This is a genomic window from Streptomyces longisporoflavus, from assembly GCF_014649775.1.
GTDB classification, from domain to species: domain Bacteria; phylum Actinomycetota; class Actinomycetes; order Streptomycetales; family Streptomycetaceae; genus Streptomyces; species Streptomyces longisporoflavus.
Genome location: NZ_BMTR01000027.1, coordinates 1 through 22,677 on the forward strand (window position 1 = coordinate 1; position 22,677 = coordinate 22,677).

Below are 22,677 nucleotides of genomic sequence, written 5' to 3' on the forward strand. Positions count from 1 at the left end.
CTCGTAGCTCTTCTTGAGCTTCTTCAGCTTGCCCGGCGCGTCCTCGAACTCCGCCGTGAAGGACTCGGCCGTCTTGCCCGCCCAGGTGAGGATCGCGTCCTCGCCCGCCATCCCCTTGATGTCCCGCAGGACCTTGGAGACGTCGTCGGCGAAATCGTGCAGGTTCTTCGCCAGGTTCCGCACCCGGTCCGGATCACCCGGCGTCGGGTCCTTGTCCAGGTCCAGGACATGCCAATCCGCCGGACGATTCCCCGCCATCCCGCAACCCCCGTCACGTCCGCCCCTCAAGTACCCGTACGCACACGCGAAGTTACTAGCCGCGTACGGGTGATGAAAAGGCGTCAGTGCCGCGGGGCGTCAGGGCCTGGCTCGCTTACTCCGCGAAGCGGAACGTCGACGTCACCGCGTCGAAGATGTCGAAGAACGACTCCGCCAGGTCCAGGATCTGGCTGCTCCCCGCCACCAGTGCGACCTTGCCCTCCTGGCCCGGGACCGGGATGAACGTCTGCATCAGTACGACGCGCATCGTGCGGTCGTCGCCGGGGACCGAGACGTCCTCGATGCCGTACGTGCGGGCAGCCAGCCCCACGCCCGGTATCTCGACCGTCTTCACCTTCCGGTACGTGTCGCCCTCGCGCTTGGCCTCCCGTACGCCGAGCTGGGCCACGATCGCGGCGGGGTCGGTCGGCATCACGTCGCCGTTCGACGTGCGGGCGCCGACCAGGGAGACCGTCACCGAGCCGGTGATCGGCACGTCGCCGCCGAAGCTCTCCGCCATGCAGCCGCAGTACAGGGCGCCGGACTGCCAGGCCTCCTTGGACGCCTTGCGCAGGAAGCCCTCGAAGGTGTTGCGGTGCGGTTCGAGCTCGGGGCGTTCGCGTATGCGGTCGTTGATCATCTGCCGGATGCCGGCGTCGCGCGACTCCGGGCGGACGTCGAACTCCCACCACGTCTCCGGCACCTTGATGCTGAAACCGCCGCGGGCGATGGTCTGCGCTTCGGTGTAGCGGGCCATGCTGTTGTCCCCGTCCCCTTTGTCGTGCGTCTTTGTCGTACGTCGACTCTGGCTGTCAGCGTACGAGGCGGCGGGGCGCGGCTTCACGCCGCGCGGCTAGCTCCCGGTGCCCGGTTGCGTGTCCGCGTTCGGCGCGACGTACGTACCGCGCTGCGGCACCGTGAAGACCAGGCCGTCTTCGACGAGCACTGCGATCGCCCTGCGGACAGTCGTCCGCGCAAGGCCGTACTGCTGGACAAGCTGGGACTCGCTGGCGATGGGCCTGTTGGGCAGCCAGTCCCCGCGCTCGATCCGGGCCCGCAGGATGCCCGCGAGCTGGCGGTACGGCGTCACTGGCCCTTCGTGATCAATTTCAGCATCCGGCTGGAAGTTCATGATCAAGAAGCTACTCGTACAGAGAAGGCCTCTGTCATAGAGCTACGTCTCTATACGTAGCGATACAAGGCGAGCTAAGTTGGAGCACGTAACACGCAGGACCCCCGCAGCCGCTGGAACGGCTCGGGGGCATGGCCAACGCTGCTCAAGGAGCGTCGACGTGAGAGACCCTATCGTTCGATTCCTGGGACGGATGCTTGCCGCGTTCGCCCCACGCCCTCGGGGCCGGCACCGCCTCGGCGGCGCCATCCCGCACCCGCGAATCCCGCTGCCCCCACCCCGCTTCACCGAACGCCTCGACGGTCAGGCGTCACCCCTCGTCCGCCCCTACCTCCTCACGCCGGACGAGCGTCGGCTCCAGCGCGAACGCCGCCGCGCCCTCTATCTGGCGACCCTTGGCATCGACACGGGCCCGCGGCACATCCACGGCGTAACGGTGGCCGCGCGGTGAACCCGCGTCCTCCGGTGCGGATGTGCGCCCGTTGCCAGCGCACCACCGACGCCCCCGTCCTCGTACACGAAGTGCATGCCGCGACCGGGCCGGGGTTCAACGTGTACGCGTGCGGGGAGTGCGCCGCGTCCTATCCGCCGGCCGGTGACGTCCTGGAGCTGCTCGACCTTGCCACCGCCCCGGCCCGGCGCTCCCCGTCCCGCCTCACCCTCCGCTTCTACAAGGTCAACTCCGACGGAGACGTCATCGAGGACCGCGGCGAGGTCGTGATCGTCGCGGACGACGATCTCGACGCTCATCGGCTCCAGTCCGGGGGCTGATCCAGGGGGTGGGCGGCGTTGCAGGAAAGTCCCGCCGCGGGGGCGGTTCTGCCGTACTTCGCCGGGACTTTCCTGCAATCCGTGCGCCTGTTGACCGGGGAGGGGGAGTTGAGTTACCCGTGGGGTTTCACCCAGGTCGCCGTCAGGTCCGCGGACGCGAAGGCCCATGCCCCGTCGGGCAGTGCTCCTCGGAGGGCGGGCAGTACTGCCAGGTATTCACGCGGGTCGACTCGAAAGCCGTGCCATTCTTCGTCCCAGTCGGCCTGCACGTACTTCATTTGATGGAGCTTTCCATTCCGCAACACTGGGCGGGCCATACGTCCGGGCTGCGACCGAACTGGGTCGGTTTGTACGGCCATTCGCCTCACGAGACCTTCACTACTCCGCAAAGTTAACCCTGGCGAAGGCATTGACCACTTCAGTACCTTCGGATGGCTTGTAGAACTGTCGCCCCACCGGGAGTCACACGTGAACCGCAGTCGCGCCCTGCCCGCCGCCGTCGTCTCGCTGACGGCTGCCACTGCTCTGCTCCTGACCGGATGCGGGGGTGGCGGCGACGACAAAGACTCGGGCAAGGACAAGATCGCTGGGGCGGACGAGGGGGGCGCGAAGAAGACTGCGTCGCCCAGCGACAAGGCGAGCGACGCAGGCGTCACCGACCGGCCGGAGATGAAGTTCCCCTCCGACGTGCAGCTCACCTTCGACAAGGCCAATGTGTCGGATCCGGCCCAGACCGCGGCCGCGAATGACGCCGAGAACTTCGTGAAGGCAATCCGGTACGGGATCGTGAAGCAGGACACGGAAGACGCCGCGTACAAGTTCTACTCCGAGTACCAGAGCCCGGCCTTCACCTACGCCAAGGACCAGATCAAGCAGCGCGTCGATGCGGGCTTCACGATTTCCGGAGAGATGCGGTTCACCAAAATCAAGGTCGAGCCGGTCAAAAACAAGAAGTCGACGGTTGTCTCCTTCTGCAGCGACAGCAGCAAGTTGTACAGCAAGGAAGTCAAGACCAAGAAGGTGCACCACACGAAGGAGAGCATCAGTGACTTCGACTCCTGGCAGGTCCTCATGACCGCATCCGACAGCAACAAGGGGCTGTGGCGGGCCAAGCAGGTCGAGGTGGCGACCAAGGCGGAGGAGTGCAGGTGAGGACACCGCGCGGAGCGGCACTGCTGCTCGCAGCCTGCTCGACCTCGCTCATATTTGTGGCGATCGGCCCTGCGGGCACCGCGACGGCCGGTGAGGACGGGCCCACCAACGGCACCACTTCGGCAAAGAAGCAGGGCGACACCCTGACCGCCCTCGCCAAGATCACCTATAGGTCTTCGGGCGGCGGCAAGGGCGGCGGCCCCATCACCTCTGTCGACACCAACTGGACCCCGCCCGCCTGCTGGTACGCGCCGGAGTGGAAGGCCACCGAGTTCCAGGAGTACCGCCAGCGGCTCTACTTCGGCGCCCGGCACGACCCGGACGCCCCGCGCGATGTTCTCGGTGAGATGTCCGACCAGAACCAGGCGTACGCCAAGGACGGCTACAACATCGACAAGGAGAAGGACGGGATGTGGTGGGGGGCCCAGCAGAACCCGGACGCCTCCATGGCCGACCAGTACGCGTGCGACAGGGAACCGTTCTGGGTCGAGAACGGCGAGACGCCCGATGTGCCGCAGGCCATCAAGCCCGAGATCCTCGCCGAACTCGCCTACAACCAGATCAAAGTCCCCGGCACTAAAGTCAGCCTCGCCCCCGACGGTCCCTCCAAGGTGAACCTCCCCACCTGGGCCTGGCTCGACAAGGGGGACTTCCAGCCCGTGTCCGTCACCGCCTCGCTCGACGTGCCCGGTCTGCACATCGAGGCCACGACGACCGCGAAGCCCACCGCGCTCAGCATCAAGCCGGGCACCGAGGACGCCGTCCGCATTCCCGCGTCCGGGAAGTGCGAGCTCAACGAGGACGGTTCGATCGGGGAGCCGTACGCGAAGGGCAAGGCGAAGCAGGAGCCGCCCTGCGGTGTGACCTACCAGCGCTCCTCCGGGAACGGGACGTTCAATCTCCAGGCCACCGCCACGTGGGACATCACCTGGACCGGGACCGGCGGTACGGGCGGCGATCTCCCGGACGGCGAATACGGGAACGACCAGCCGGTCACCGTAGAGGAAGTCCAGTCCGTCAACCGCTGACCAGGCGGGGTCGGTTGGCGTGGCGCGCGGTCGTTTGACCGCGCCGCCGCGCCGCCGCGCCCCGGCGAACGCAAGCAGGCCCTCCAACTCGATCTCGCGCGGCGCGACAGCGTCGACCGCGCCGGGATCCGGCGGAGGGCCTGTTGCCGTTCTCCGCTGCCCGTACGGGCTCCGCGCAAATGCCGTAGTAAAGGGAAGCAAAGAAGCTGGCAAAGGGAAGGGCAAGAAGTGGCGGTGGGCGTCGGGCCCTTGCCCCGCATAGTGGAACCTGCCCTTCACCGCCTCTTCACATTAAAGGTTCAGCACTCTCCCCTACCTCCGCCTTCGCTCTAGCAAGTCCCTACCCGACGAATACCGTTGGCCCCCTCGGCGATACCCTCGCCGGACGGAACTCGCGTGTGAACTGCCGCCGAGCTCCGGTACGACGAACGCCCAGAGAGAGACCGGGGGACACGACGTGAGCGATCTACGCCTCGACGACACGATCTTCGAAGAGCTGCGGAAGACCTTCTCCACGGTCAGCGATCGCATGGACGCCGCCCGGCGCACGCTCCGTGGCACGGACGGCTCCGTCGTCGGCGCGGGCAAGCTCGTCGAGGACGTGCACGAGTTCGCCGACGAGTGGGGTTACGGCGTCAAGCAGCTCGGCAAGCACACGCACGGCGCCGTGAAGATGATCAACAAGATCGGCGAGAAGTTCAGCGAGCTGGACCAGGAGCTCGCCGAGTCCCTCAAGTCGGCGAAGGCCGACTCGAAGGCAGGCCCGAAGGCGGGCTCGAAGAAGGAGGGCAAGTAGCGTGGGGCGTCGGCCTGCCTTTCCGCACATCGGCTGGGACCCCACCCCCGGGGACGTGACGGACACCCGTGAGCTCGCGAAGAAGCTGAGCGGGCTCGCCACGGAACTCGGCAACGCCGTACGGGACTTGGAGCGGATCGAGTGCGGGGCCTGGAAGGGCAAGACCGCGCTCGCCTTCACCGAGTACATCGGGCAGGACGTCACGCCCCTCGTACGCAAGAGCCACGAGTCGTTCGACAAGGCCTCCCGCGCGCTGCACAAGTGGGCCGGTGAGCTCCAGGATTTCCAGGACGAGGCGGACCGCCTGGAGAAGTCGGCCGGGGAGAAGCTGGATGCCCGGGCGGAGGCAAAGCCCGACAGCGAGGAGTCCGCCAAGGCGTCGGGAGACGTCGACGGGGTCGCCCAGAAGGTCCATGAGCTGGAGGAGCGCTACAAGCGTGCCGCCGGCAACATCAGCAAGGAGCTCGACAAGGCCGGCGACATCGCCCCGGACGAGCCCGGCTTCTGGGACAAGCTCACCAAGGGAGTCGCCGAAGCGTGGGACGCCACGGGCCAGTGGATCAAGGACCACGCCGACATGATCAAGCTGATCGGCGACCTGTTGAGTGATCTGAGCGGTGTTCTGGGGATGCTCGCGATCATCACTGCCCCCTTCGAGCCGATCGGCGCGATCTTCGCCACCGCTGCGGTTCTCACGAGCGGCCTCGCCCTGGTGTCGCATCTCGTGGCCAAGGCCGCGGGTGCCGACGTCAGCTGGGTGTCCATCGGGTTCGACGCCCTGGGGTCGTTGCCCGGCATCGGCGCCTTCTCCAAGGGGGTCAAGGTGGCTGACGGCGGCGTGGCCGCCGCGCGTGCGGCGCAACTGGGCAAGGGCTTCAAGGGTGTCTCGACCATCGGCCGCAACATCGTCGGCGTGGGTGACAACGTCGCCGGTGCCGCGAGCCTGACCATCAAGGGCAAGACGATCGGCCTGGGCGGTCTCAAGGCCGGGGGCTTCATCTCGACCGAGGGCGGACTCATGAACCGTATGAGCCTGGTCGCCGAGCAGACCGTCCGCAACGGACAGTGGATCGGCACCCGCGGTATCCCCGGCCTCAAGAACATCGACTCCATGAGCAATCTGGGCCGCGGGATAGACGCCGCGATCAAGATCGCACCCAAGGCCTGGTCCATCCCGAACCACATCGGGGAGATGACCAGCCCCGGCGATCGCCTCCAGGAATCCGCGGCAGCCCACTGAGCGGCCGCAGCAGCCCACTGAGCACCCGCACCCGCACCCGCACCCGCACCCGCACCCAAGGAAGTCGCGCCGCACCGAGCGGCCGCAAGCTGAGAGGACTTGAGGGCCGTGGACTGGTATCCGCCCCGGGACGAGACGCTGCTCATGCGCGTCAACGCCTCCTTCGCCACCGGGAGCGCCCCGAAGGTCGCCGGACTGCGATCTTTCCGGGACACCGAACGACGAGACATCGAAGGCGAACTCGTCGCCGGGGGCTGGCCGTCGGGCGCCGCCTTCGCCGTACGGGGAAAGGCGGACAGCGCGGGCGTACGAGCCCTGGACATCGCTCTGCTCGGCATCCCCCGCCTGCTCAACATGGTCGCGAACGCGGGCGCCCCGAGTGGCGCGCCCTTCGGTGATCCACAGAGCGCGGGAAAGCCGCAGGAACCGGAGAACGAGGTCGAGGACTTCCCCGTCGTCTGGGCCGCGCCGGGCACCACGGCCCGCACCCTGCCCTGGCAACTGGACCCCGCGCGGCGCCCCAAGGGATACCGCACCGAGACGGTGTTGACCGATCGCCGCCTCGTCGTGCTCGGCGTCGAGCCCTCGGCCGGTCTGGCGCCGGCCCGGGAATTGTGGGACCTGCCCAGAGACCGCGTGGCGGGCGCCGAGCGGATGACCTTCTCGGAAGGCGGGACCGACGTCAGGATCCGGTTCACGGATGGCTCCTGGACGCGCTGGAAGGCCGGCGACGCCGCCAAGTTCGTGGCCCGGATCAACGCGGAGGACGGGGACGATGAGCGATCTCGACGGGCGGACGGAGACGATGAGCGATCTCGACGTGCGGACGGAGACGATGAGCGATCTTGAGGGGCTGACGGAGACGATGAGCGATCTCGACCGGCTGATCGGTGAGCGCGTCGCCCGCACTGTGCCACCGATCACCTTCGTCGTGCCGGAGGGGATACACGCCCTGCCCGTGGACGCCTCGGCCGAGGAACGCGGTTCGGCCGCGGCCGACTTCGTACGCGAGCTCTATCCCGGCGGCGACGACACCCTCTGGGAATCAGCAGCCCCGTACTACGCGCAGGTCACAGCGGCGATGGCCACGGCCGGCCTCGCCTTCTCCGCGCTCGGTATCTTCGGCCTCGACGGCCCCGGTGTCGCCCACTGCTCGCTCACGGCTGCTTTCCTCAAGACGGACCACCGGGATCCTGATGTCGCGGCCCAGGGCACCCTGGCGACGCTCACGAGCGACCCGCTCAACGACGCGCGCTGGCTCGACCTGCCGTGCGGGCCCGCCGTTTCCTGTGTCACCTTGCGCGAACTCGCCCTCGATCTGGAGCCACCGCAGCCGGCGGAGGAACAACCGAAGCTCATCACCGGCCAGATACAGGTCCACATCCCCTTTCCCACCGGTCCCTACATGGCTGTCTTCACGCTCGACACGGCGTCCATGGAGTACTGGGGCGAGTTCTGCGACATGATCATGGCGATCCTCCAGACGGTCAGCTTCTCGGATCCGGAACCGGAACCGGAACCGGAAAAGGGCGGGACGGCTGGAGAGGACGGAACGGCCGGAGACGGCGGTCCGCATGTCAGGGGAGCCTCGGTCGTCGCACCCTCTGGAACTGTCCCCTGTCCGGCGGCAACGCCCCCGTCGCGACAGTAAGGTGCGCCCAATGAGCTACGGGGTGGGGCGACGGGTGAGCGGGTCGGGGAGCAGGGGGTACGAGGGGGCGGACGGCGCCCGGGGCATACGGGTAGACGGCGCCGGTGACATGCCGTGCGTGAGTCCTCGTGGACGGAGCCTCCTCGTCGCGGTGCTTGCCACCCTTTGCTCCGTTCTCCTCGCCGTTACCGGTGCGGGTCCAGCCGGAGCGGCACCTTTCCCAACGGATCCTTCCTCAACGGCACTTGCCCCGGCCGACGACAACGACGCCCCCACCCAAGCCGCCGCCCTCGCCGCCCTCCTCCGCGACAACCCCGTCCACGTCACCGACCAACTCCCCCGCGACATCCCCCGCTCCGCCGCCCCCGAGTTCGCCAACCTCGCCAAGCGCACCGGCGTGCCCACCTACGTCCTCGTACTGCCTGACCAGGGCAGCGGCGACCGGCTGCTCGCGGCCGTGCACGATCGGCTCGGGCGGGACGGTCTGTACGTGCTCGTCGATGAAATGGGGGTCGCCGATGCCGCCGCCTTCGGGGTACGCGCGCCCGCCGATGACGCGTCCACCGTGGCGCTCTACGAGCTTCCGTACGACGCCGGGCCCCTGCTCAGCTTCGAGCGGTTCACCGACGTCATCGCGCTCGGCGGCAAGAAGGCCGCCGAGCGTGCGAACGCCGCCCGCGAGAAGAACGAGGCCTCGGGCGGCGAAGGCGTCGAGGAACTGCACATCGACCCCGTCGACCGCGACAACCAGTCCTTCGTCACCGGGATCGCCCTCACCGGCGTACCGCTGCTGATCCTGCTCCTGAGTCCGTACGTACGGCGGTGGATCCGGCGGCAGCGGGCCACGGGCGGGCCGGGTGCGGTGGAGCGGCCGAGCGGATACCGGCGGCATTTCACTCCTCTCCGCATCGAAGCCGGCGTCGCCGTCCTCGCCGCCGCCACGGTCGCCCTCGGCGCCTCCCTCGCCTTCCACGAGGACTCGTCCCGCACCTCGCCGCCGCCCACCGCGTCCGACCTTTCGAGCCGCATCGAGCGCGTCGCCGCGGGGTTGCAGGAAGACGGGAAGCAGGGCGGGAAACAGGGCGGGGCGATCTACAGCGATCCCGAGAGCCCGCGTCCGCTCGATCCCGCCCAGCACCGCGAACTACTCGAACGAATCGAGAAGTTCGACCGCGGCCCCGTCCATATCGCCCTCGTCCCGCAGCTCACCGAGGACGAGTCCGGCGGCGAGCCGGAGATCTTCGTGGAGGCCGTGCGGAAGAAGATGGGCCGCGAGGGTGACCGCGGCGTGTACGTCGTCGCCGATCCGCTCGGCGGCTCCATCGAAGTCGTCACCTATGACGTACGTATCGACGCCAACCTCATCGCCTTCGACATCCCCGACTCCATCCGCTACGGCGATGACGACGACCGCTCCATCGACCACCAGCTCGGCGAGCGGCTCGACGACCTGATGACCTTCCTCGACAAGGCGCCGCGCACCGCGCACGCGGAGACCTCCTCGCTCGGCATGGACGACGCGCCCGAGCCCGTCGAGGACGAGGCCCTGCGCCCGCTCTTCTCCGGCGACTTCTGGCCGGGCCTCATGATCGGCGCCCTCGCGGCGGGGCTGCTCTTCGGGATCGTCGCCGCGATCCTGGGGCTGCTGCGGCTCGCGGTGCCGGGGCTGCGCCGGACGCCGGCCACCACCGTCTCGCCCGACGGCGCGCTGCGCTTCACGGCGCCGCCCGACCCTTCTCCGGACTTCCTGCGCCGTACCGCACGAGACGAACTCGACGCGCTGGCACGCGAGTTCGACGCGGCCGCCGATCTCCGTTCTTCTATCCGCACTCGCGTCTACGACTGTCTCGACGCCGCGACGCTGCTCGCCGACCGCGACCCCGACGGCCATGTCGACGCCGACGCCACACCCGCCGACCTGGCCGCCGCGATCGTCCTCGCCCGGGTCGGCCGGGGCGCGCTCGTCGGCGCCGACAAGCCCTGTTGCGGGCTCAACCCCCTGCACGGCCCGTCCACCGGGTGGCGTGACGCCCGGTACTCGCCGGACGACCAGCGCTTGCGCACCATCCCGGTGTGCGCGGAGTGCCGCGTCCTGGTCGAGGTGCAGCCGCGCCTCGCCTACACGCTCCGGCTCACGCTGCCGGGTGCGAGCCGCTCGGAGCGTGTGCCGTACGAGGATGCGCAGGGTCCGCTGCCCGCCATCGCCGACGGGGTGTCTCAACTCATCAGCCAGGTAAGGGAGTACGCCGGTGTTCAGTGACATGTTCGGTGACATGTTCAGTGACCTGAAGCGTCTCGCCGTGGTCGGGGCCGTCAGGCGCGCCGCGGCCGTGCTCGTCGCACTGGCCGCCCTGCTGGCCACGGCCGCGCCGTCCGTGGCGCAGACTCCGGACGCTCCCGCTCCGAGCCACGGCGAGAAGATCGCCGACGCCCTGCGCAAGTCGCCGGTGTACGTCGACGCCTCGTACGCCGACTCCGTGCCGCCCGCCCGCCAGAAGCAGCTCGTGCGGCAGATCGAGAAGACCGGCCTGCCGATCAAGGTCGCTCTGGTGCCGCTGGTCCAGGGGGACGCGTACGAAGGCGAGTCCGACGTCTTCGCCGAGGTCGTGCACGACCGCCTCGCCCAGCGCGAACTCATCCTCGTCACCGGGGGCGACAGGTGGACCGGCGATCTGAACGGCTTCGAGTGGCCCGGCGAGAAGCAGCAGGCCCACGACGCGGTGGGCGCGGTCGGCTTCCTGGACGAGATGAAGGACGCGGGGCTCGCGGAGCAGACGGAGAAGGCGATCGAGCTGATCGCGCGCGGCAACGGCACGAAGACGTACGAGAAGGCGACGGAGGACCTGGGGGCCGGCGGCGACAGCGGCAGCCGTCCCGAGGCGGGGTCGGAGGAGAAGAGCGAGGGCTCCTCCTCCTGGCCGGCCTGGTTGCTGCCGGTCGCTGTCGCGCTCGCGCTGGCCGGTCTCTCGCTTTCCGTCTTCCTCGTACGCCGCCGGGGGCGCGACCGGTCCGGCCGGTACCCGAGCGCCACGGGCGCGCCCTTCGCCTTCCCCCGGGCTGTTTTCGCGGCGGCGCGTACGGCGGACGAGGCGGCGCTGCGGCGCCAGACGGAGGCGGAGGTCCTCGCACTCGGCGAGGCGGCAGCGGAGGCGACGCCCGCCTCGACGCCGCGTCTACAGCGCGCGCTTGACGCCTACGCCGCCGCCGGGGCAGTCCTGGACTCGGCCCGCGGACTGCCGGACCTGGCGGGCGTCCTCGCCCTGGTGGCAGAGGGCCGGGACGCACTGGCCCCGGCCCGCGCCGGGGACGCCCCGCCTCTCCCCCTCTGTTTCTTCAACCCCCTGCACGGCCGCGCCGACATGCGCATCCGCTGGCGTCCGCTGGGCCGTCGCGATCAGCTGCACGTCGCGGCGTGCGAGGAGTGCGGGTCGGCGGTACGCGCCCGCCGGGCCCCGGAGGTACTGACGGCCGACTTCGAGGGCCGCACCATCCCGTACTTCGAGGTCCCGGCAGCCCAGAGCGTATGGGCAGCCACGGGCTACGGCTCCCTGCTCAGGGACACGGAGGGAGAAGCGGAGGGGCTGGCGGTGCGGGTGGGGCGGGGGGACTTTTCGCGGGGGCGGGGGTAGCGATCAGCCGATCGGGCCCCAGTCGCGCCGCGGTCGCGGCGGTTCGGCAGGTCCCGGTGCGGGTGTCGTGCGACTGCCTCGCCGCGGGGAGCGCGCCAGTGTCCACAGTCCCGTCGCTCCGACCACGATGAACGGCATCCCGAGCACCGTCGCAAACCCGAGCGCGAACCAGCCCCCACTCTCGCCGCCCATGAGCTGCCGTACCCCGGTGACGATCATCACCACGAGGAGAAATACGTAAGGCAGGGCCCACGGCCAGAAGTTGGGCTCCGGCGCCGGTTCGGCGCGGCGGCCCTGAGTGAAGGCCGCGTACCAGTAGCGGACGCACCACCAGGCCACCGTGTACACCGACAGCGCCCCCGCCGCGAACGCAACCCGCCAGAGCGTGCTGGCTCCGTCCCTCAACACCTCGCCCGTCATCACCGCCCCCAGCAAGAGCATGATGAGGAAGAGCAGGGTGCCGACAACCATGCGGTGCCGAGGGCTTCCTTCGAGGGCTCGATGCGAGATGAACATGCGGGCCACCCTAAGAGGGCCTGCCAACTCCACATCAGTTGGTCATGAGACACCATCAACGCATGGGGTGCTCCGCCACGCCTGGCAAGCTTCGTGAACCCCGCATGGACGACCTCCTCGACCCCGAGCAGGTGGTTTCCCTTGCGGCTCTGGTGGCTCTGATCTCCTACACCGCCTCCGTCGCCCGGAAGGTAACACTGGTCGACGTAACCCCGCAGGACGGGCCGTAACCGGAACTGGAATCGGAATCGGAATCGGAATCGCCGAGCGACACCCCGCCCTCGCGTCACGGCACGATGACGGTTCGCCGAATTAGTACGCCTTTTCCGCTTTCGACTCTGGTGGAACCGCCAACCCCACGGACAGCGTCGGCAGCTCCAAGGACAATGACAAGATCGTCGGCGTCGATCAGGGGAAGCCCGAGAAGTCGGCGGAGCCTTCAGCCACTCCGGCGCGATGGAGCTACGCATGATCTTCTACGAGACCGAGGCCGAGCCGGCCGAGTGGTTCCCGCTCCCCCTGCACTGGAAGGCCACGGACGTGCAGCGGATCGAGGAGTGGGCACAGACCTGCGCCGAGATCATGTATCGCCGTCACAAGGGCTGGTGGAAGCGGCCCGACCGCAAGGCGCTCACCGCCCGTTTCCGTCTCCTCCAGGAGGCTCACCCGCATCCGAGCATCCCCGCTGATCAGGTGTTCCTCTACGGCGGCGACCCGCGCCGTGTGCCCCAGCCGGTCTACGCACTCTCGGTCCGGTCAGACGGGGAGGACCGCAAGAAGGGGCTGCGCAAAGTGGTCCAAGCCGACGAGCAGAACCCGGTTCGCCCGTCCGACGTCACCCCCTTTGTCTTCGACCGCATGGGAGCGGAGGGTCTGCGCTGTCTGCGCTACTTCGGTGATGGCGAGCAGCTCTGCGTATCGGTCAACTACGGCTGGTGGTCCGAGGAGCATCAGGTTTACGCGTCGTTGCGCACCGTAAGCGGCGACCTCGGCTGGCTGTTCGCGCACGATGATGTCTTCGACGACTTCGCTCGGAGCGTGTGGTTGAACGAGAATCCGGAGTAGCCGGTTGCCCTGAGGAGCTGGGTCAACCGGTAGACCCGACGCCCTCCCTCGGTCAGCGACGAGGGCGGGTCAGGTACGGAGGGCTCGGAGGCTACCGTGCCTCCCGGCTCTTTCCCTTGCCCTTCTTCCGCAGCCTTCGCAGCCGTGTCCGGTGTGCGGCTCGGCGTTGTTCCTCGCGGGTCGAGTGGACTCGGTAGGCCGCCCAGGCCAGGGCCGCGGCAGTAACGGCGTAGGCGAGGAGAGCCGGGAAAGCGCCGTCGACCTGGCGACAAGTGGGGCTGGAAGAGCTGCAGTTGCGGCCCGGCAGTGCGGAGATGATGTACGCCGTCACGATCACCGGCACCGCCCAGCACACGCCCTTGGCTGCGCGACGTGCGACACGCCCCGGGGTCTCGTCGCCCCGCAGCGCGTCAGCTGCCCACAGGCCGCCGTAGGCTCCCGCGACGGCCAATACCCCGGCCATGATCCCGAAGAGCCACGCGCCGCCGGGCCAGTCCGCGATCAGGTTCGGCGACTCACGGATCACCGCGCGCCAGGCGCCCTTGGTCCAGAGGAACCCGGCGGCCAGGGCGAGCAGCGCCAGCACGAAGGCCACGAGGGCGAAGGCGTCGCGGGTGCGTGAGCTGGGGCGGGGGCTGGGGCGGGGGCCGGGGGTGCTGTCGGGGCGCGTCATCGTCAGTCCCAGTGCAGGGTGCCCGCCACCACGTCGAACAGTTCCACCATCTGGTCCGCCAGCGGGTCCATGGGCGTGGAGAAGTTCAGCAGCAGCCAGCTCTTGGTCGCGGGGATCGGTACGTAGTACGTGAGCAGGGTGTTCGGGAGCTCATTGCCCAGCTGGGACTCGGGGTCCGGGGCCTCCTTGCGGCGCTGGCGGACCGCCCTGCCCGCTGCCGCCAGGGTGACCACATCCACTTCGGCATCGGTCTCCGCCGATCCGTCCTTGCTCGCCAGATGCTCCGCCAGCTCTTCCACGTCCGTGACCTTCGGCCACTCGTCGGGACCCGGAATGCTGATGAGGAGCGAGGAGGCCAGGGGGAGTTGGCCGACCGACAGGGTGGAGATGTAGAGCTCGGTGCCGCCGACGCCGTACGCGCTCTTGGCCTTGCGCTGCATCTCCCGCATGAACTGCTTCTTGATGTGCGGGGCGTTGTCCACGCCCCGGAACTGCTGGTCCGCGAGGGCGACGATGCCTCGGTCGCGGTGTTCCGGGGCGAGCGGCAGCTGGAACCAGCCGTCGGGGACGATGACGTTGTAGTCGGAGGGCGGCGAAGTGAATTCGCTGGCGTTCTTCATGAGGTTCTGGGCTCTCGAATTCACTCAGGGTTGTTCGGGTTCCGGCTTCGCGTTCGGGCTCGGATTCGAGCCCGGATTCGTGCCCGGATTCGGCGTGAGTTCGTTTCCGTCCTCGTCCACCAAGTCCAGCCTCAGCGTCGGGACGATCTCGTCCACACGCTGTGTGTTCTCCTCCGTCAGCTGGATCTTCTCCCACGTCGCCGTGACGACGACCAGGCTCTGCATGCCGGGCGGAAAGACCGCGTACCTCACGAACTCGGTGATACGGCGGCCGAGGCCGAACATCCGCTTGATCTTCAGCGTCGCCTGGACACGCAGCGCGGGACCCGCCGCCAGTTCCAGGCGGGACACCTCCGGCTCCCCCACGACATCGCCGTTCTCCCACTCCAGGAGCAGCGGAAGGACCTCGTCCGCCGTGGGGCGCGGGACGCCCTCGTCGCCGTACGAGTCGACCATCAGGTTGATCAGGCCCTCGCCGCTCTCGGCGTAGTACGCCGCCGCGAGCGCCGGAGCGTCCTCGTTGAGGTTGAGCGCCCGTTCGGCCATGTCGTCGAAGACCGCGCTCTTCTCGATCTCCAGGGAGAGCGGGTTGAGCTCGTTGACCGTCTTCGTTGCCAGCGCCTTCGCCTCCGCCTTCGAGCCCTCGCGCAGCGTCAGGTCGACCCAGCCGGGCTGGAGGTCGATACGGACCGCGAAATCCTCGGACAGCGCCGGGATGTCGTCGTCAGGTGTGTTCACTGCGTTCCTTCTTCGGTGGGGGAGCACGGTGGGGGAGCAAGCCACTACGGTGGGGGCCAGCCAGGCCAGCCGATTCGGCGGGTCATTCGGCGGTCATCCGGCGGGGCGTTCGGCGGGTCATTCGGCGAGCCTCAGGCCACGAGCGGGTTGAGATTACCGTCAAGGCCGAGGCCGGCCAGCGTAATGCCCGCTCCGGTGACTCCAAGGCGCGTCGCCGTCTTCGAGATCTGGCTCACGGCATTCGCGTCGAAGTTACCGAGTCCGGCCGCACCCGCCTTGATTCCCTTCAGGTCGGACGCGACGCCGGGGTCGGCCATGGAGAACGACTTCCCGATGCCCTTGAAGGCACTTCCGCCGCCCCGCTCGGCCAGTTCGTTCCTGGCGGCCGCGAAGTTCCCTTCGCCCGGCTTGAGGGTTTTGAGATTCTTGCCCCAGGCCGCCTTCGAGAACGGCTCGGTGAACGGCTCCTTGAGGGACTTCCAGCCCTCGCCCCTCTCCAGCTTGAACTTCTTGCCGGAGAGCTTGCGCAGGTTCTTGTTCGCCCTGGTGACCTGCTTCGTGGTCCGCGCCGCTCCGGCCCGGTTCATCTTGCTGAGCGCCGTCTTCGCGAACTTGCCCGCCACCTTCGAGAAGGCCTTGCCCACGCCCATCAGCAGGAAGCCGACCGCCGCGAGGCCCACGTCCATCCAGTCCGCATTGCCCTGGAATACCTGGATGATGGTGCAGATGGTGGTGATCAGCGTGGCAATCATGGCGATTGCGCCCAGCACTCCCGCCAGCGCCTGGCCGATCACCGGAATCCAGCCGACCACCAAGGAAAGGATTCCGCAGACCGTGGAGATCAATTCCGTCACGGACTTGATGTCGTCGACGAGGGTCTCCCAGAACCCGTCCTTCAGGGAGTCGTCCGCGATGACGTCCTCGATCGCGTCACGGGCGCGCTTGGCCGCGTCGTCGCGGACCTTCCTGGCCTGGTTGATCTTCTGCCGGGCGGCCTCGATCTCGTCGCCCGCGCTGTCCCGCGCCTCTTCGAGCTTCTTCTTGTCTTCCTTGCTGCTGTCCTTGCCGTCCGCGCCGCCCTTGTCCTTGCCGCCCTTGTCCGAAAGGGCGTCCAGGCTCTTCTGGTTGGCGCTCTTGCGCTCCTCCGCGTCCTGCGCCTCCTTCAGCGCGAGGTCCGCCATCTCCTGGGCGCGGTTGAGGTCAGAGGCGTAATTCTTCGGCTTGGCGTGCAGCTTGTCGTCGAAACGACCGCCGACCTCCGTCACCTCACTGCCGAAGGCATCCGCCGCCGTGTCATACCGCTTGAAGGCAGCTTCCAGCTTCTTTACGTTGCCCTTGGCCTTCTCGCGGAACTCCTTGCCCGCCTTGCTGTCCCAGGCCTCCACCTCGGAGACCGCCTTGATGTTCCTGATCTGCTTCTCGAGCTCATCGGCGGTCTTGCGGAGTTTCTTCCCCAGATTCGCTACCCGGTCGGCATCACCGGGAATGGGGTCGCTGTCCGCGACCGGGTGCCAATCACGCGGGCGTCCGGCCATGGTTCAGCCCTTCTTCTTCGACTTGGGATCATCCGCACCGCGGATCGCCTCGGCCAACTGGTGGTCGATGTCCTCGTACGCTTCGGCGGCGGCCTTGGCGATCTGCGCGAGTGCGTCGACCTCGTCCGTCAGCCTTTTGCGGCTCAACTTCCAGTTGTCCGCGAAATCACCGAATTTGTCGGCGAGATCACCGTTTCCGAAGTCGTCCTCGTACTGACCGCCGAGATCTTCCAGGCCGTCGAAGGCCTTCTTCACGTTGTTGAGCCCGGTGCCCATGCCCTTGATCACGTCAAGGTCAAGCCTGGCCCGGTCGCCACCGCCACCCACAGCGCCCCCATGCGTTTCACTACCGACATACGACCGGTGCGATGGGCCGCCGCGAAACGCGGCGGCCCATCGCACCGGGTTGTTCACCTGCCCGAAGGCCGGGTCACTTGCCCTTGACGCCCTTGGCGAGGTCGTCGTCCAGGTCCTCGTACGCCTTCGCGGCACTGGTCAGGAACTTGCCCATGCCCGTGAGGCCCTCGATGGTGTCCTTGGCGCCCTTCTTGAACTCCTTGAAGGAGTCCTCGAAAGCCTGCGAACCCTTGCGAGTCGTGTAGCCGTTCTTCACCAGGTTCTCGACGTAACGCTCAAGGGCGTCGAGCTTCTCGTCGATCTTGTCCTTGGCGTCGTTCAGCTTGCCCGCCGCGGTCCGCATCTCCTCATAAGTGATATCGGCGTCTTTGGCCATGTGGCTTCACATCCAATCCAACTCGCCGCAGGGCCATCCCCCTTGGCTCCACCAGTGCGGGCCGCTCAAGCCCGTGCGCCCCCGCGTGCGAGGACGATCAGTTGCTCGTGCGATCTTCCGCTCTTGGGTCAGCAGCTTACGGGTGGGGCTGAAGTGAGCACAGCCCGGTTGAGTCACAGCTCTGCTATGAGCCCGTGCGGCTCCCGCACAGGCCGTTGCCTGTGGGAAGGGTGGAGCGGCTATCGTCACAGGCACTGTGGACAGCCTCGCGGGCACTGTGTGACGAGTGCCGCGCAGGCAGTGTGTACCAGTGCTTCACAGGCACTGTGGACCAGCCGCTGCGACCGCGTTCCGGAAGCGGTCACAAGCGTCTTATGGGGAGGACGATCGTGCGCCTGACTCTGACCGTCGTCGATCCGCTCGGCGGCGCGAACGCCGACGTCGTGCTCGACGCCGATCCTGAGTCCTCCGTCGGGGACATCGCCAGGGAGCTGGCCCAGCAGGTGGGTTACGGCGGTGGTGACGCCCAGATCATCCCGATCGGCGGGCATCAACTCCAGCCCGGCGGCGGCGGTCAGGGCGGGGCGCCGGTCGTCTTCGTGGACGGCTACCCCATCGACGCCTCCGCGACCATCGGGACCTCCGCGCTGCGCGAGGGCGCCGTGGTCAGCCTGCACGACCCGGCGGGCTGCCTGCCCGGCGAACCCAGCGGCCTCGTCGAGCTGCGCGTCGCGGGCGGCCCCGCGGCCGGCGCCGTGCACCGGCTCGGCATCGGGCGCTACGACATCGGCAGCGGCCCCGCCTCGTACATCCGTATCGACGATCCGGAGCTTCCCGCCCGGGCCCTCACGTTGTCAGTTGCAACCGATGGCACCTGCCAAGTCGCCGTACATGGGGACATAGACGGCGTGACCCTCGAGGGCAAGAAGTTCAGCGAGGCCGATGACAGCGATAAAGGCGAGAAAAGCGAGAAAAAGGGCGAGGGCGGCAGCAAGCCGGAAAAGCGCAAGAAGCGCGACAAGAACAACAGGGCGGACAGCGGCAACGGTAAAAAGCGGGACAAGGGCGAATGGCCGCTCGGCGCCCAGATCGCCGTCGGAAACACCCTGCTCGAACTCGACAGGTACCAGCCGCCCAACGCCGCCCTGAAATGGTCCGAGGACGGCACCGGTCTCGACTACAACCGGCCTCCGCGACTGCGCCCTCCCGAGCGGCAGACGAAATTCCGGCTGCCCAGTCCGGTACGTGACTTCGAGGCACGCCCGCTGCCCTGGCTGATGGCGCTCACACCGCTCGTCGGTGCCGTCGTATCTGTGATGATCTTCGGTCGCTGGTACTACCTGATCATGGCGCTGCTCAGCCCGCTCATCCTGTTCGGCAACTACTTCATGGACAAGAAGCACGGGCGTAAATCCCATGCCAAACAGGTCAAGGAGTACAACGAACACAAAGCGCGGATCGAGAAGGACGCGCAGGAAGCCCTCGTCGCCGAGCGGATGGACAAGCGGCAGGCCGTTCTCAGCCCGGCCGGCATCCTCTCCCTGGGCACCGGCCCCCGCACGCGCCTCTGGGAGCGGCGGCGCACCGACTCCGACCATCTCCTGGTGCGTGTCGGCACCGGACGGCTCGACTCCGAGGTCGTGCTCGACGACCCCGAGCAGGACGACCACAAGCGCGAGGTCACCTGGAAGATCGAGGACGCGCCCGTCGCGCTCTCGCTGCGCGATCTCGGCGTCATCGGCATCGCGGGTCCCGGCGACTCGGCGAAGGCGCTCGGCCGATGGGCCGTCGCGCAGTCCGCGGTCCTGCACAGCCCGCTGGACGTGCAGTTCTACATACTGACCGAGAACTCCGCGCGCGAGACCTGGGACTGGACGCGCTGGCTGCCGCACGCGCGGCCCTCAGGGTCCCAGGACGTCAACCTGCTCATCGGCACGGACGCCGAGACCGTCGGCTCCCGCATCGGCGAGCTGACCCAGATCCTCGCCGCGCGCCAGAAGGCCGCCAAGGAGAACAACCGCGGCGGCGCGACCTCCTTCGGCGATCCCGACATCGTCGTGGTGTGGGACGGCTCGCGGCGGCTGCGGTCGATGCCCGGCGTGGTGAAGCTGCTGCGCGAGGGTCCCGCCGTCTCCATGTACGCGCTCTGCCTCGACGACGAGGAGCGGTTCCTGCCCGGCGAGTGCCAGGCCATCGTGATCGCCGAGCCGAAGGCCGCGGAGATCGGCCTGCCCGCCCCCTCCACGCCCGCCATGCCTGACGCAACCACGCCCGCCGCCAACGCTCCCGGCGGCTTCCCCTCCTTCCAGGCCTGGCACACGACCGCCGCGAACGAGGGCGAGCAGGGCGCCGAGAAGCCCCTCGAACTGCGGCTTCGCGTCGAGAAGACCGACGCCGCCCGCATCCGTGACGTACGGCCCGACTTCGTCTCCGCCGCCTGGTGCGGGCGGCTCGCCCGCGCGCTCTCCCCGTTGCGGGACATCAGCGGCGAGACCGAGGACTCGGCGCTGCCCGGCTCCTCCCGGCTGCTCGACGTGCTCCAGCTCGAGCCGCCGACGGCCGACCAGATCACCGCGCGCTGGCGGATGGGCGGGCAGTCGACGATGGCCGTCATCGGTGAGTCGTACGACGGTCCTTTCGGCATCGACATGCGGCGCGACGGGCCGCACGGTCTGATCGCCGGTACCACCGGTTCCGGTAAGTCGGAGCTCCTGCAGACCATCGTGGCGGCGCTCGCCGTGGCCAACACCCCCGAGAACATGACCTTCGTCCTCGTGGACTACAAGGGTGGCTCCGCGTTCAAGGACTGCGTGAAGCTGCCGCACACCGTCGGTATGGTCACCGACCTCGACGCGCACCTCGTCGAGCGCGCCCTGGAGTCCCTGGGCGCCGAGCTGAAGCGGCGCGAGCACATCCTCGCCGCCGCCGACGCCAAGGACATCGAGGACTACCAGGACCTGGTGCGCCGCGATCCCTCGCACCCGCCCGTGCCCCGGCTCCTCATCGTCATCGACGAGTTCGCCTCCATGGTGCGTGACCTGCCGGACTTCGTGACGGGTCTGGTCAACATCGCCCAGCGAGGCCGTTCGCTCGGCATCCACCTGCTCCTCGCCACGCAGCGTCCGAGCGGTGTGGTCTCCCCCGAGATCCGCGCCAACACCAACCTCCGTATCGCCCTGCGCGTGACGGACGGCGCGGAGTCCGCGGACGTCATCGACGACCCGGCGGCGGGTCACATCGCCAAGAGCACGCCGGGACGTGCGTACGTCCGCCTCGGTCACGCCTCGCTCGTCCCCTTCCAGTCGGGTCGTGTCGGTGGCCGCAGGCCCGGCGCCGCCGACCCCGCGCTGCTCGCGCCGTGGGCGGGCGCGCTCGGGTGGGAGGACCTGGGCCGTGCCGCGCTGGTGAAGCCCAAGGCGGCGGCGCGCGAGGAGGAGGAGATCACCGACCTCAAGGTCCTCGTGGACGCCGTGCGTGACGCCAACGCGACCATGGGCATCCCCGCCCAGCACAGCCCGTGGCTGCCGGCGCTCTCCGAGCAGCTCCAGCTCGACGAGATCCCGCTGCCGGCCGTGAGCGACAAGCCCGGAGCGCTCGCGCCCGCGCCCTTCGGTCTGGAGGACATCCCCTCCGACCAGGCACGCCGCCCCGTCGCGGTCAACTTCGAGACGTTCGGGCACCTGCTCATCGGCGGCGCCCCGCGCAGTGGCCGCTCGCAGATCCTGCGTACGATCGCGGGCTCCATCGCCCGTACGCACTCCTCCGCCGACGTGCATCTGTACGGCATCGACTGCGGCAACGGCGCGCTCAACGCGCTGACCCGGCTTCCGCACTGCGGCGCCGTCGTCAGCCGCAACCAGACCGAGCGTGCCGTGCGGCTCATCACCCGGCTCAAGGGCGAGGTCACGCGCCGCCAGGACCTCCTTGCCGACAAGGGCTTCGCCGACATCGGCGAGCAGCGGGCCGCGGTGCCGGAGGACGAACGCCTTCCGCACATCGTCGTACTCCTCGACCGCTGGGAGGGCTGGCTGCCGACCCTCGGCGAGTACGACCACGGCGAGCTGACGGACGAGTTGCAGGCGATGATGCGCGAGGGCGCGAGCGTCGGCATCCACCTGGTCATCACCGGTGACCGCCAGGTCCTCATCGGCCGCATGGCCTCGCTCACCGAGGACAAGTACGGCCTGCGGCTCGCCGACCGCTCCGACTTCTCGATGCTCGGCATGAACGCGCGCAAGGTGCCCGAGGAGATTCCGCCGGGTCGCGGCTTCAAGAACGAGCACGGTACGGAGACGCAGTTCGCGCTGCTCTCCGAGGACTCCACGGGCCAGGGTCAGGCCGCCGCGCTCTCCGAGATCGGCGAGGCGGCGGCAGCGCGGGACGCGGATGTGCCGCGGGCCCGCAAGCCGTTCCGTGTGGACAGCCTGCCGAGCCGTATCAGCTTCGCCGACGCGTGGGAGATGCGGGACCCGGAGGCCTCGCGCTCCAAGCTGTGGGCCCTCGCGGGCATCGGCGGCGACGACATCATGGGCTTCGGCCCGGACCTCGCGCAGGGCGTGCCGACGTTCGTGGTGGCGGGCCCGGCCAAGTCGGGCCGCAGTACGACGCTGATGAACCTGGCGCGCTCGTACATGACGCAGGGCGTACGCCTCGTGATCGCCGCCCCGCGCCCTTCGCCCCTGCGCGAACTGGAAGGCCAGGAAGGCATCCTGAAGGTCTTCAAGGACGACGACATCGAGAGCGACGACTTCAAGGAGGTCGTGGAGTCCGCGTCCCCCGAGGACCCGATCATCTGGATCATCGACGACGGCGAGGTCCTGGAGGACTGCGACGCCGAACGCGAGTTCAAGCGCCTGGTCCAGCGCGGCGCCGAGCGGGGCCTCGGCCTCATCATCGGCGGCGACGAGGAGGAGGTCTGCGGTGGCTTCTCCGGCTGGCAGGTAGAGGCGAAGAAGGGCCGCCGCGGCATCCTGCTCTCCCCCCAGGACTCCTCGAGCGGCGAACTGATCGGCATCCGCACGACCCGCAGCATGGTCGGCGGCCCGATCGCCCCTGGCAAGGGCCTGCTGTACACGGGCAGCGGGGAGCCGGTGACGGTCACGACTCCCCTGTGACGCGCCGTCCCGCCCACCCTTGCCGC

Annotated in this window: 24 protein-coding genes; 13 read left to right on the forward strand and 11 right to left on the reverse strand. The window is 68.6% G+C overall.

Going from position 1 to position 22,677, the window contains the following annotated elements; all coding sequences use genetic code 11:
* The 3 genes from IE226_RS35835 to IE226_RS35845 all read right to left on the reverse strand — a co-directional run.
* On the reverse strand, nt 1-258 hold a 258-nt coding region (locus IE226_RS35835; RefSeq protein ID WP_506417424.1), incomplete at its 3' end, for a WXG100 family type VII secretion target.
* A gap of 115 nt (nt 259-373) precedes the next feature.
* Nucleotides 374-1,015: a hypothetical protein gene (locus IE226_RS35840; RefSeq protein ID WP_190085667.1), complete on the reverse strand. Its 642-nt coding sequence runs from the start codon at nt 1,013-1,015 to the stop codon at nt 374-376.
* A gap of 96 nt (nt 1,016-1,111) precedes the next feature.
* Entirely contained in the window at nt 1,112-1,390 is a 279-nt protein-coding gene (locus IE226_RS35845) for a GntR family transcriptional regulator (protein WP_190085668.1), read from the reverse strand.
* A gap of 160 nt (nt 1,391-1,550) precedes the next feature.
* On the opposite strand from IE226_RS35845, the gene IE226_RS44360 reads away from it, so the two are divergent.
* The gene (locus tag IE226_RS44360; RefSeq protein WP_229871751.1) at nt 1,551-1,841 is read left to right on the forward strand and encodes a hypothetical protein; all 291 of its coding nucleotides are present in this window, start codon (nt 1,551-1,553) and stop codon (nt 1,839-1,841) included.
* Entirely contained in the window at nt 1,838-2,161 is a 324-nt protein-coding gene (locus IE226_RS35855; RefSeq protein ID WP_190085741.1) for a hypothetical protein, read from the forward strand. The genes IE226_RS44360 and IE226_RS35855 overlap by 4 nt, the downstream gene beginning before the upstream one ends.
* A 113-nt stretch (nt 2,162-2,274) precedes the next feature.
* Here IE226_RS35855 and IE226_RS35860 read toward each other — a convergent pair whose 3' ends face one another.
* Nucleotides 2,275-2,439: a hypothetical protein gene (locus IE226_RS35860; protein WP_190085669.1), complete on the reverse strand. Its 165-nt coding sequence runs from the start codon at nt 2,437-2,439 to the stop codon at nt 2,275-2,277.
* Nucleotides 2,440-2,629: 190 nt separating this feature from the next.
* Between IE226_RS35860 and IE226_RS35865 the strand changes: the two genes are divergently transcribed.
* From IE226_RS35865 to IE226_RS35900, 8 genes are all read left to right on the forward strand, one after another.
* Nucleotides 2,630-3,313, forward strand: a complete 684-nt coding sequence (locus IE226_RS35865; RefSeq protein WP_190085670.1) for a hypothetical protein — start codon at nt 2,630-2,632, stop codon at nt 3,311-3,313.
* Nucleotides 3,310-4,341, forward strand: coding sequence for a hypothetical protein (locus IE226_RS35870; RefSeq protein ID WP_190085671.1), 1,032 nt, complete (start codon nt 3,310-3,312; stop codon nt 4,339-4,341). The genes IE226_RS35865 and IE226_RS35870 overlap by 4 nt, the downstream gene beginning before the upstream one ends.
* A 457-nt stretch (nt 4,342-4,798) precedes the next feature.
* Complete coding sequence (locus IE226_RS35875) at nt 4,799-5,137, forward strand: hypothetical protein (protein WP_190085672.1); 339 nt, start codon at nt 4,799-4,801, stop codon at nt 5,135-5,137.
* Between the two features lies 1 nt (nt 5,138).
* Nucleotides 5,139-6,377, forward strand: a complete 1,239-nt coding sequence (locus IE226_RS35880; protein ID WP_190085673.1) for an enoyl-CoA hydratase/isomerase family protein — start codon at nt 5,139-5,141, stop codon at nt 6,375-6,377.
* Nucleotides 6,378-6,485: 108 nt separating this feature from the next.
* The gene (locus IE226_RS35885; RefSeq protein ID WP_190085674.1) at nt 6,486-7,226 is read left to right on the forward strand and encodes a hypothetical protein; all 741 of its coding nucleotides are present in this window, start codon (nt 6,486-6,488) and stop codon (nt 7,224-7,226) included.
* The gene (locus IE226_RS35890) at nt 7,153-8,028 is read left to right on the forward strand and encodes a hypothetical protein (RefSeq protein WP_190085675.1); all 876 of its coding nucleotides are present in this window, start codon (nt 7,153-7,155) and stop codon (nt 8,026-8,028) included. The genes IE226_RS35885 and IE226_RS35890 overlap by 74 nt, the downstream gene beginning before the upstream one ends.
* Nucleotides 8,029-8,179: 151 nt before the next feature.
* The gene (locus IE226_RS35895; RefSeq protein ID WP_229871752.1) at nt 8,180-10,288 is read left to right on the forward strand and encodes a hypothetical protein; all 2,109 of its coding nucleotides are present in this window, start codon (nt 8,180-8,182) and stop codon (nt 10,286-10,288) included.
* Between the two features lie 13 nt (nt 10,289-10,301).
* Nucleotides 10,302-11,657 (forward strand): hypothetical protein, encoded by a 1,356-nt coding sequence (locus IE226_RS35900; RefSeq protein ID WP_190085734.1) that lies wholly within the window; start codon nt 10,302-10,304, stop codon nt 11,655-11,657.
* A 3-nt stretch (nt 11,658-11,660) separates the two neighbouring features.
* On the opposite strand, the gene IE226_RS35905 is transcribed toward IE226_RS35900, so the two are convergent.
* Entirely contained in the window at nt 11,661-12,173 is a 513-nt protein-coding gene (locus tag IE226_RS35905) for a hypothetical protein (RefSeq protein ID WP_190085676.1), read from the reverse strand.
* 62 nt (nt 12,174-12,235) lie between these two features.
* Here IE226_RS35905 and IE226_RS35910 point away from each other — a divergent pair, with 62 nt between their 5' ends.
* Both IE226_RS35910 and IE226_RS35915 read left to right on the forward strand, forming a co-directional pair.
* Nucleotides 12,236-12,403, forward strand: a complete 168-nt coding sequence (locus tag IE226_RS35910; RefSeq protein ID WP_190085677.1) for a hypothetical protein — start codon at nt 12,236-12,238, stop codon at nt 12,401-12,403.
* A gap of 238 nt (nt 12,404-12,641) precedes the next feature.
* Complete coding sequence (locus tag IE226_RS35915; RefSeq protein WP_190085678.1) at nt 12,642-13,238, forward strand: hypothetical protein; 597 nt, start codon at nt 12,642-12,644, stop codon at nt 13,236-13,238.
* A gap of 91 nt (nt 13,239-13,329) precedes the next feature.
* Here the strand turns inward: IE226_RS35915 and IE226_RS35920 are convergent, their stop codons facing one another.
* The 6 genes from IE226_RS35920 to IE226_RS35945 all read right to left on the reverse strand — a co-directional run bounded on the left by IE226_RS35920 (nt 13,330) and on the right by IE226_RS35945 (nt 17,537).
* Nucleotides 13,330-13,911 (reverse strand): hypothetical protein, encoded by a 582-nt coding sequence (locus IE226_RS35920; protein WP_190085679.1) that lies wholly within the window; start codon nt 13,909-13,911, stop codon nt 13,330-13,332.
* 2 nt (nt 13,912-13,913) lie between these two features.
* Nucleotides 13,914-14,531, reverse strand: coding sequence for a hypothetical protein (locus tag IE226_RS35925; protein ID WP_190085680.1), 618 nt, complete (start codon nt 14,529-14,531; stop codon nt 13,914-13,916).
* 24 nt (nt 14,532-14,555) lie between these two features.
* Nucleotides 14,556-15,269, reverse strand: coding sequence for a hypothetical protein (locus tag IE226_RS35930; RefSeq protein ID WP_190085681.1), 714 nt, complete (start codon nt 15,267-15,269; stop codon nt 14,556-14,558).
* Between the two features lie 131 nt (nt 15,270-15,400).
* Entirely contained in the window at nt 15,401-16,804 is a 1,404-nt protein-coding gene (locus tag IE226_RS35935; RefSeq protein WP_190085682.1) for a hypothetical protein, read from the reverse strand.
* A gap of 3 nt (nt 16,805-16,807) precedes the next feature.
* Nucleotides 16,808-17,131, reverse strand: a complete 324-nt coding sequence (locus tag IE226_RS35940; RefSeq protein ID WP_190085683.1) for a hypothetical protein — start codon at nt 17,129-17,131, stop codon at nt 16,808-16,810.
* 103 nt (nt 17,132-17,234) lie between these two features.
* Nucleotides 17,235-17,537 (reverse strand): WXG100 family type VII secretion target, encoded by a 303-nt coding sequence (locus tag IE226_RS35945; protein ID WP_190085684.1) that lies wholly within the window; start codon nt 17,535-17,537, stop codon nt 17,235-17,237.
* Nucleotides 17,538-17,926: 389 nt separating this feature from the next.
* Between IE226_RS35945 and IE226_RS35950 the strand changes: the two genes are divergently transcribed.
* Nucleotides 17,927-22,651 carry an FtsK/SpoIIIE domain-containing protein gene (locus tag IE226_RS35950; protein WP_190085685.1) on the forward strand — a complete coding sequence of 1,575 codons (4,725 nt, stop codon included), beginning with the start codon at nt 17,927-17,929 and terminating at the stop codon, nt 22,649-22,651.
* Nucleotides 22,652-22,677 lie beyond the last annotated feature (26 nt).

Excerpts from the sequence above, each read along its gene's own strand:
- IE226_RS35860 (WP_190085669.1), bottom strand. The coding sequence starts at position 2,439 with ATGAAGTACGTGCAGGCCGACTGGGACGAAGAATGGCACGGCTTTCGA.
- IE226_RS35890 (WP_190085675.1), top strand. The coding sequence starts at position 7,153 with ATGAGCGATCTCGACGGGCGGACGGAGACGATGAGCGATCTCGACGTG.
- IE226_RS35915 (WP_190085678.1), top strand. The coding sequence starts at position 12,642 with ATGATCTTCTACGAGACCGAGGCCGAGCCGGCCGAGTGGTTCCCGCTC.
- IE226_RS35935 (WP_190085682.1), bottom strand. The coding sequence starts at position 16,804 with ATGGCCGGACGCCCGCGTGATTGGCACCCGGTCGCGGACAGCGACCCC.
- IE226_RS35905 (WP_190085676.1), bottom strand. The coding sequence starts at position 12,173 with ATGTTCATCTCGCATCGAGCCCTCGAAGGAAGCCCTCGGCACCGCATG.
- IE226_RS35925 (WP_190085680.1), bottom strand. The coding sequence starts at position 14,531 with ATGAAGAACGCCAGCGAATTCACTTCGCCGCCCTCCGACTACAACGTC.
- IE226_RS35840 (WP_190085667.1), bottom strand. The coding sequence starts at position 1,015 with ATGGCCCGCTACACCGAAGCGCAGACCATCGCCCGCGGCGGTTTCAGC.
- IE226_RS35945 (WP_190085684.1), bottom strand. The coding sequence starts at position 17,537 with ATGGCCAAAGACGCCGATATCACTTATGAGGAGATGCGGACCGCGGCG.
- IE226_RS35845 (WP_190085668.1), bottom strand. The coding sequence starts at position 1,390 with ATGAACTTCCAGCCGGATGCTGAAATTGATCACGAAGGGCCAGTGACG.
- IE226_RS35910 (WP_190085677.1), top strand. The coding sequence starts at position 12,236 with ATGGGGTGCTCCGCCACGCCTGGCAAGCTTCGTGAACCCCGCATGGAC.
- IE226_RS35900 (WP_190085734.1), top strand. The coding sequence starts at position 10,302 with ATGTTCAGTGACCTGAAGCGTCTCGCCGTGGTCGGGGCCGTCAGGCGC.
- IE226_RS35920 (WP_190085679.1), bottom strand. The coding sequence starts at position 13,911 with ATGACGCGCCCCGACAGCACCCCCGGCCCCCGCCCCAGCCCCCGCCCC.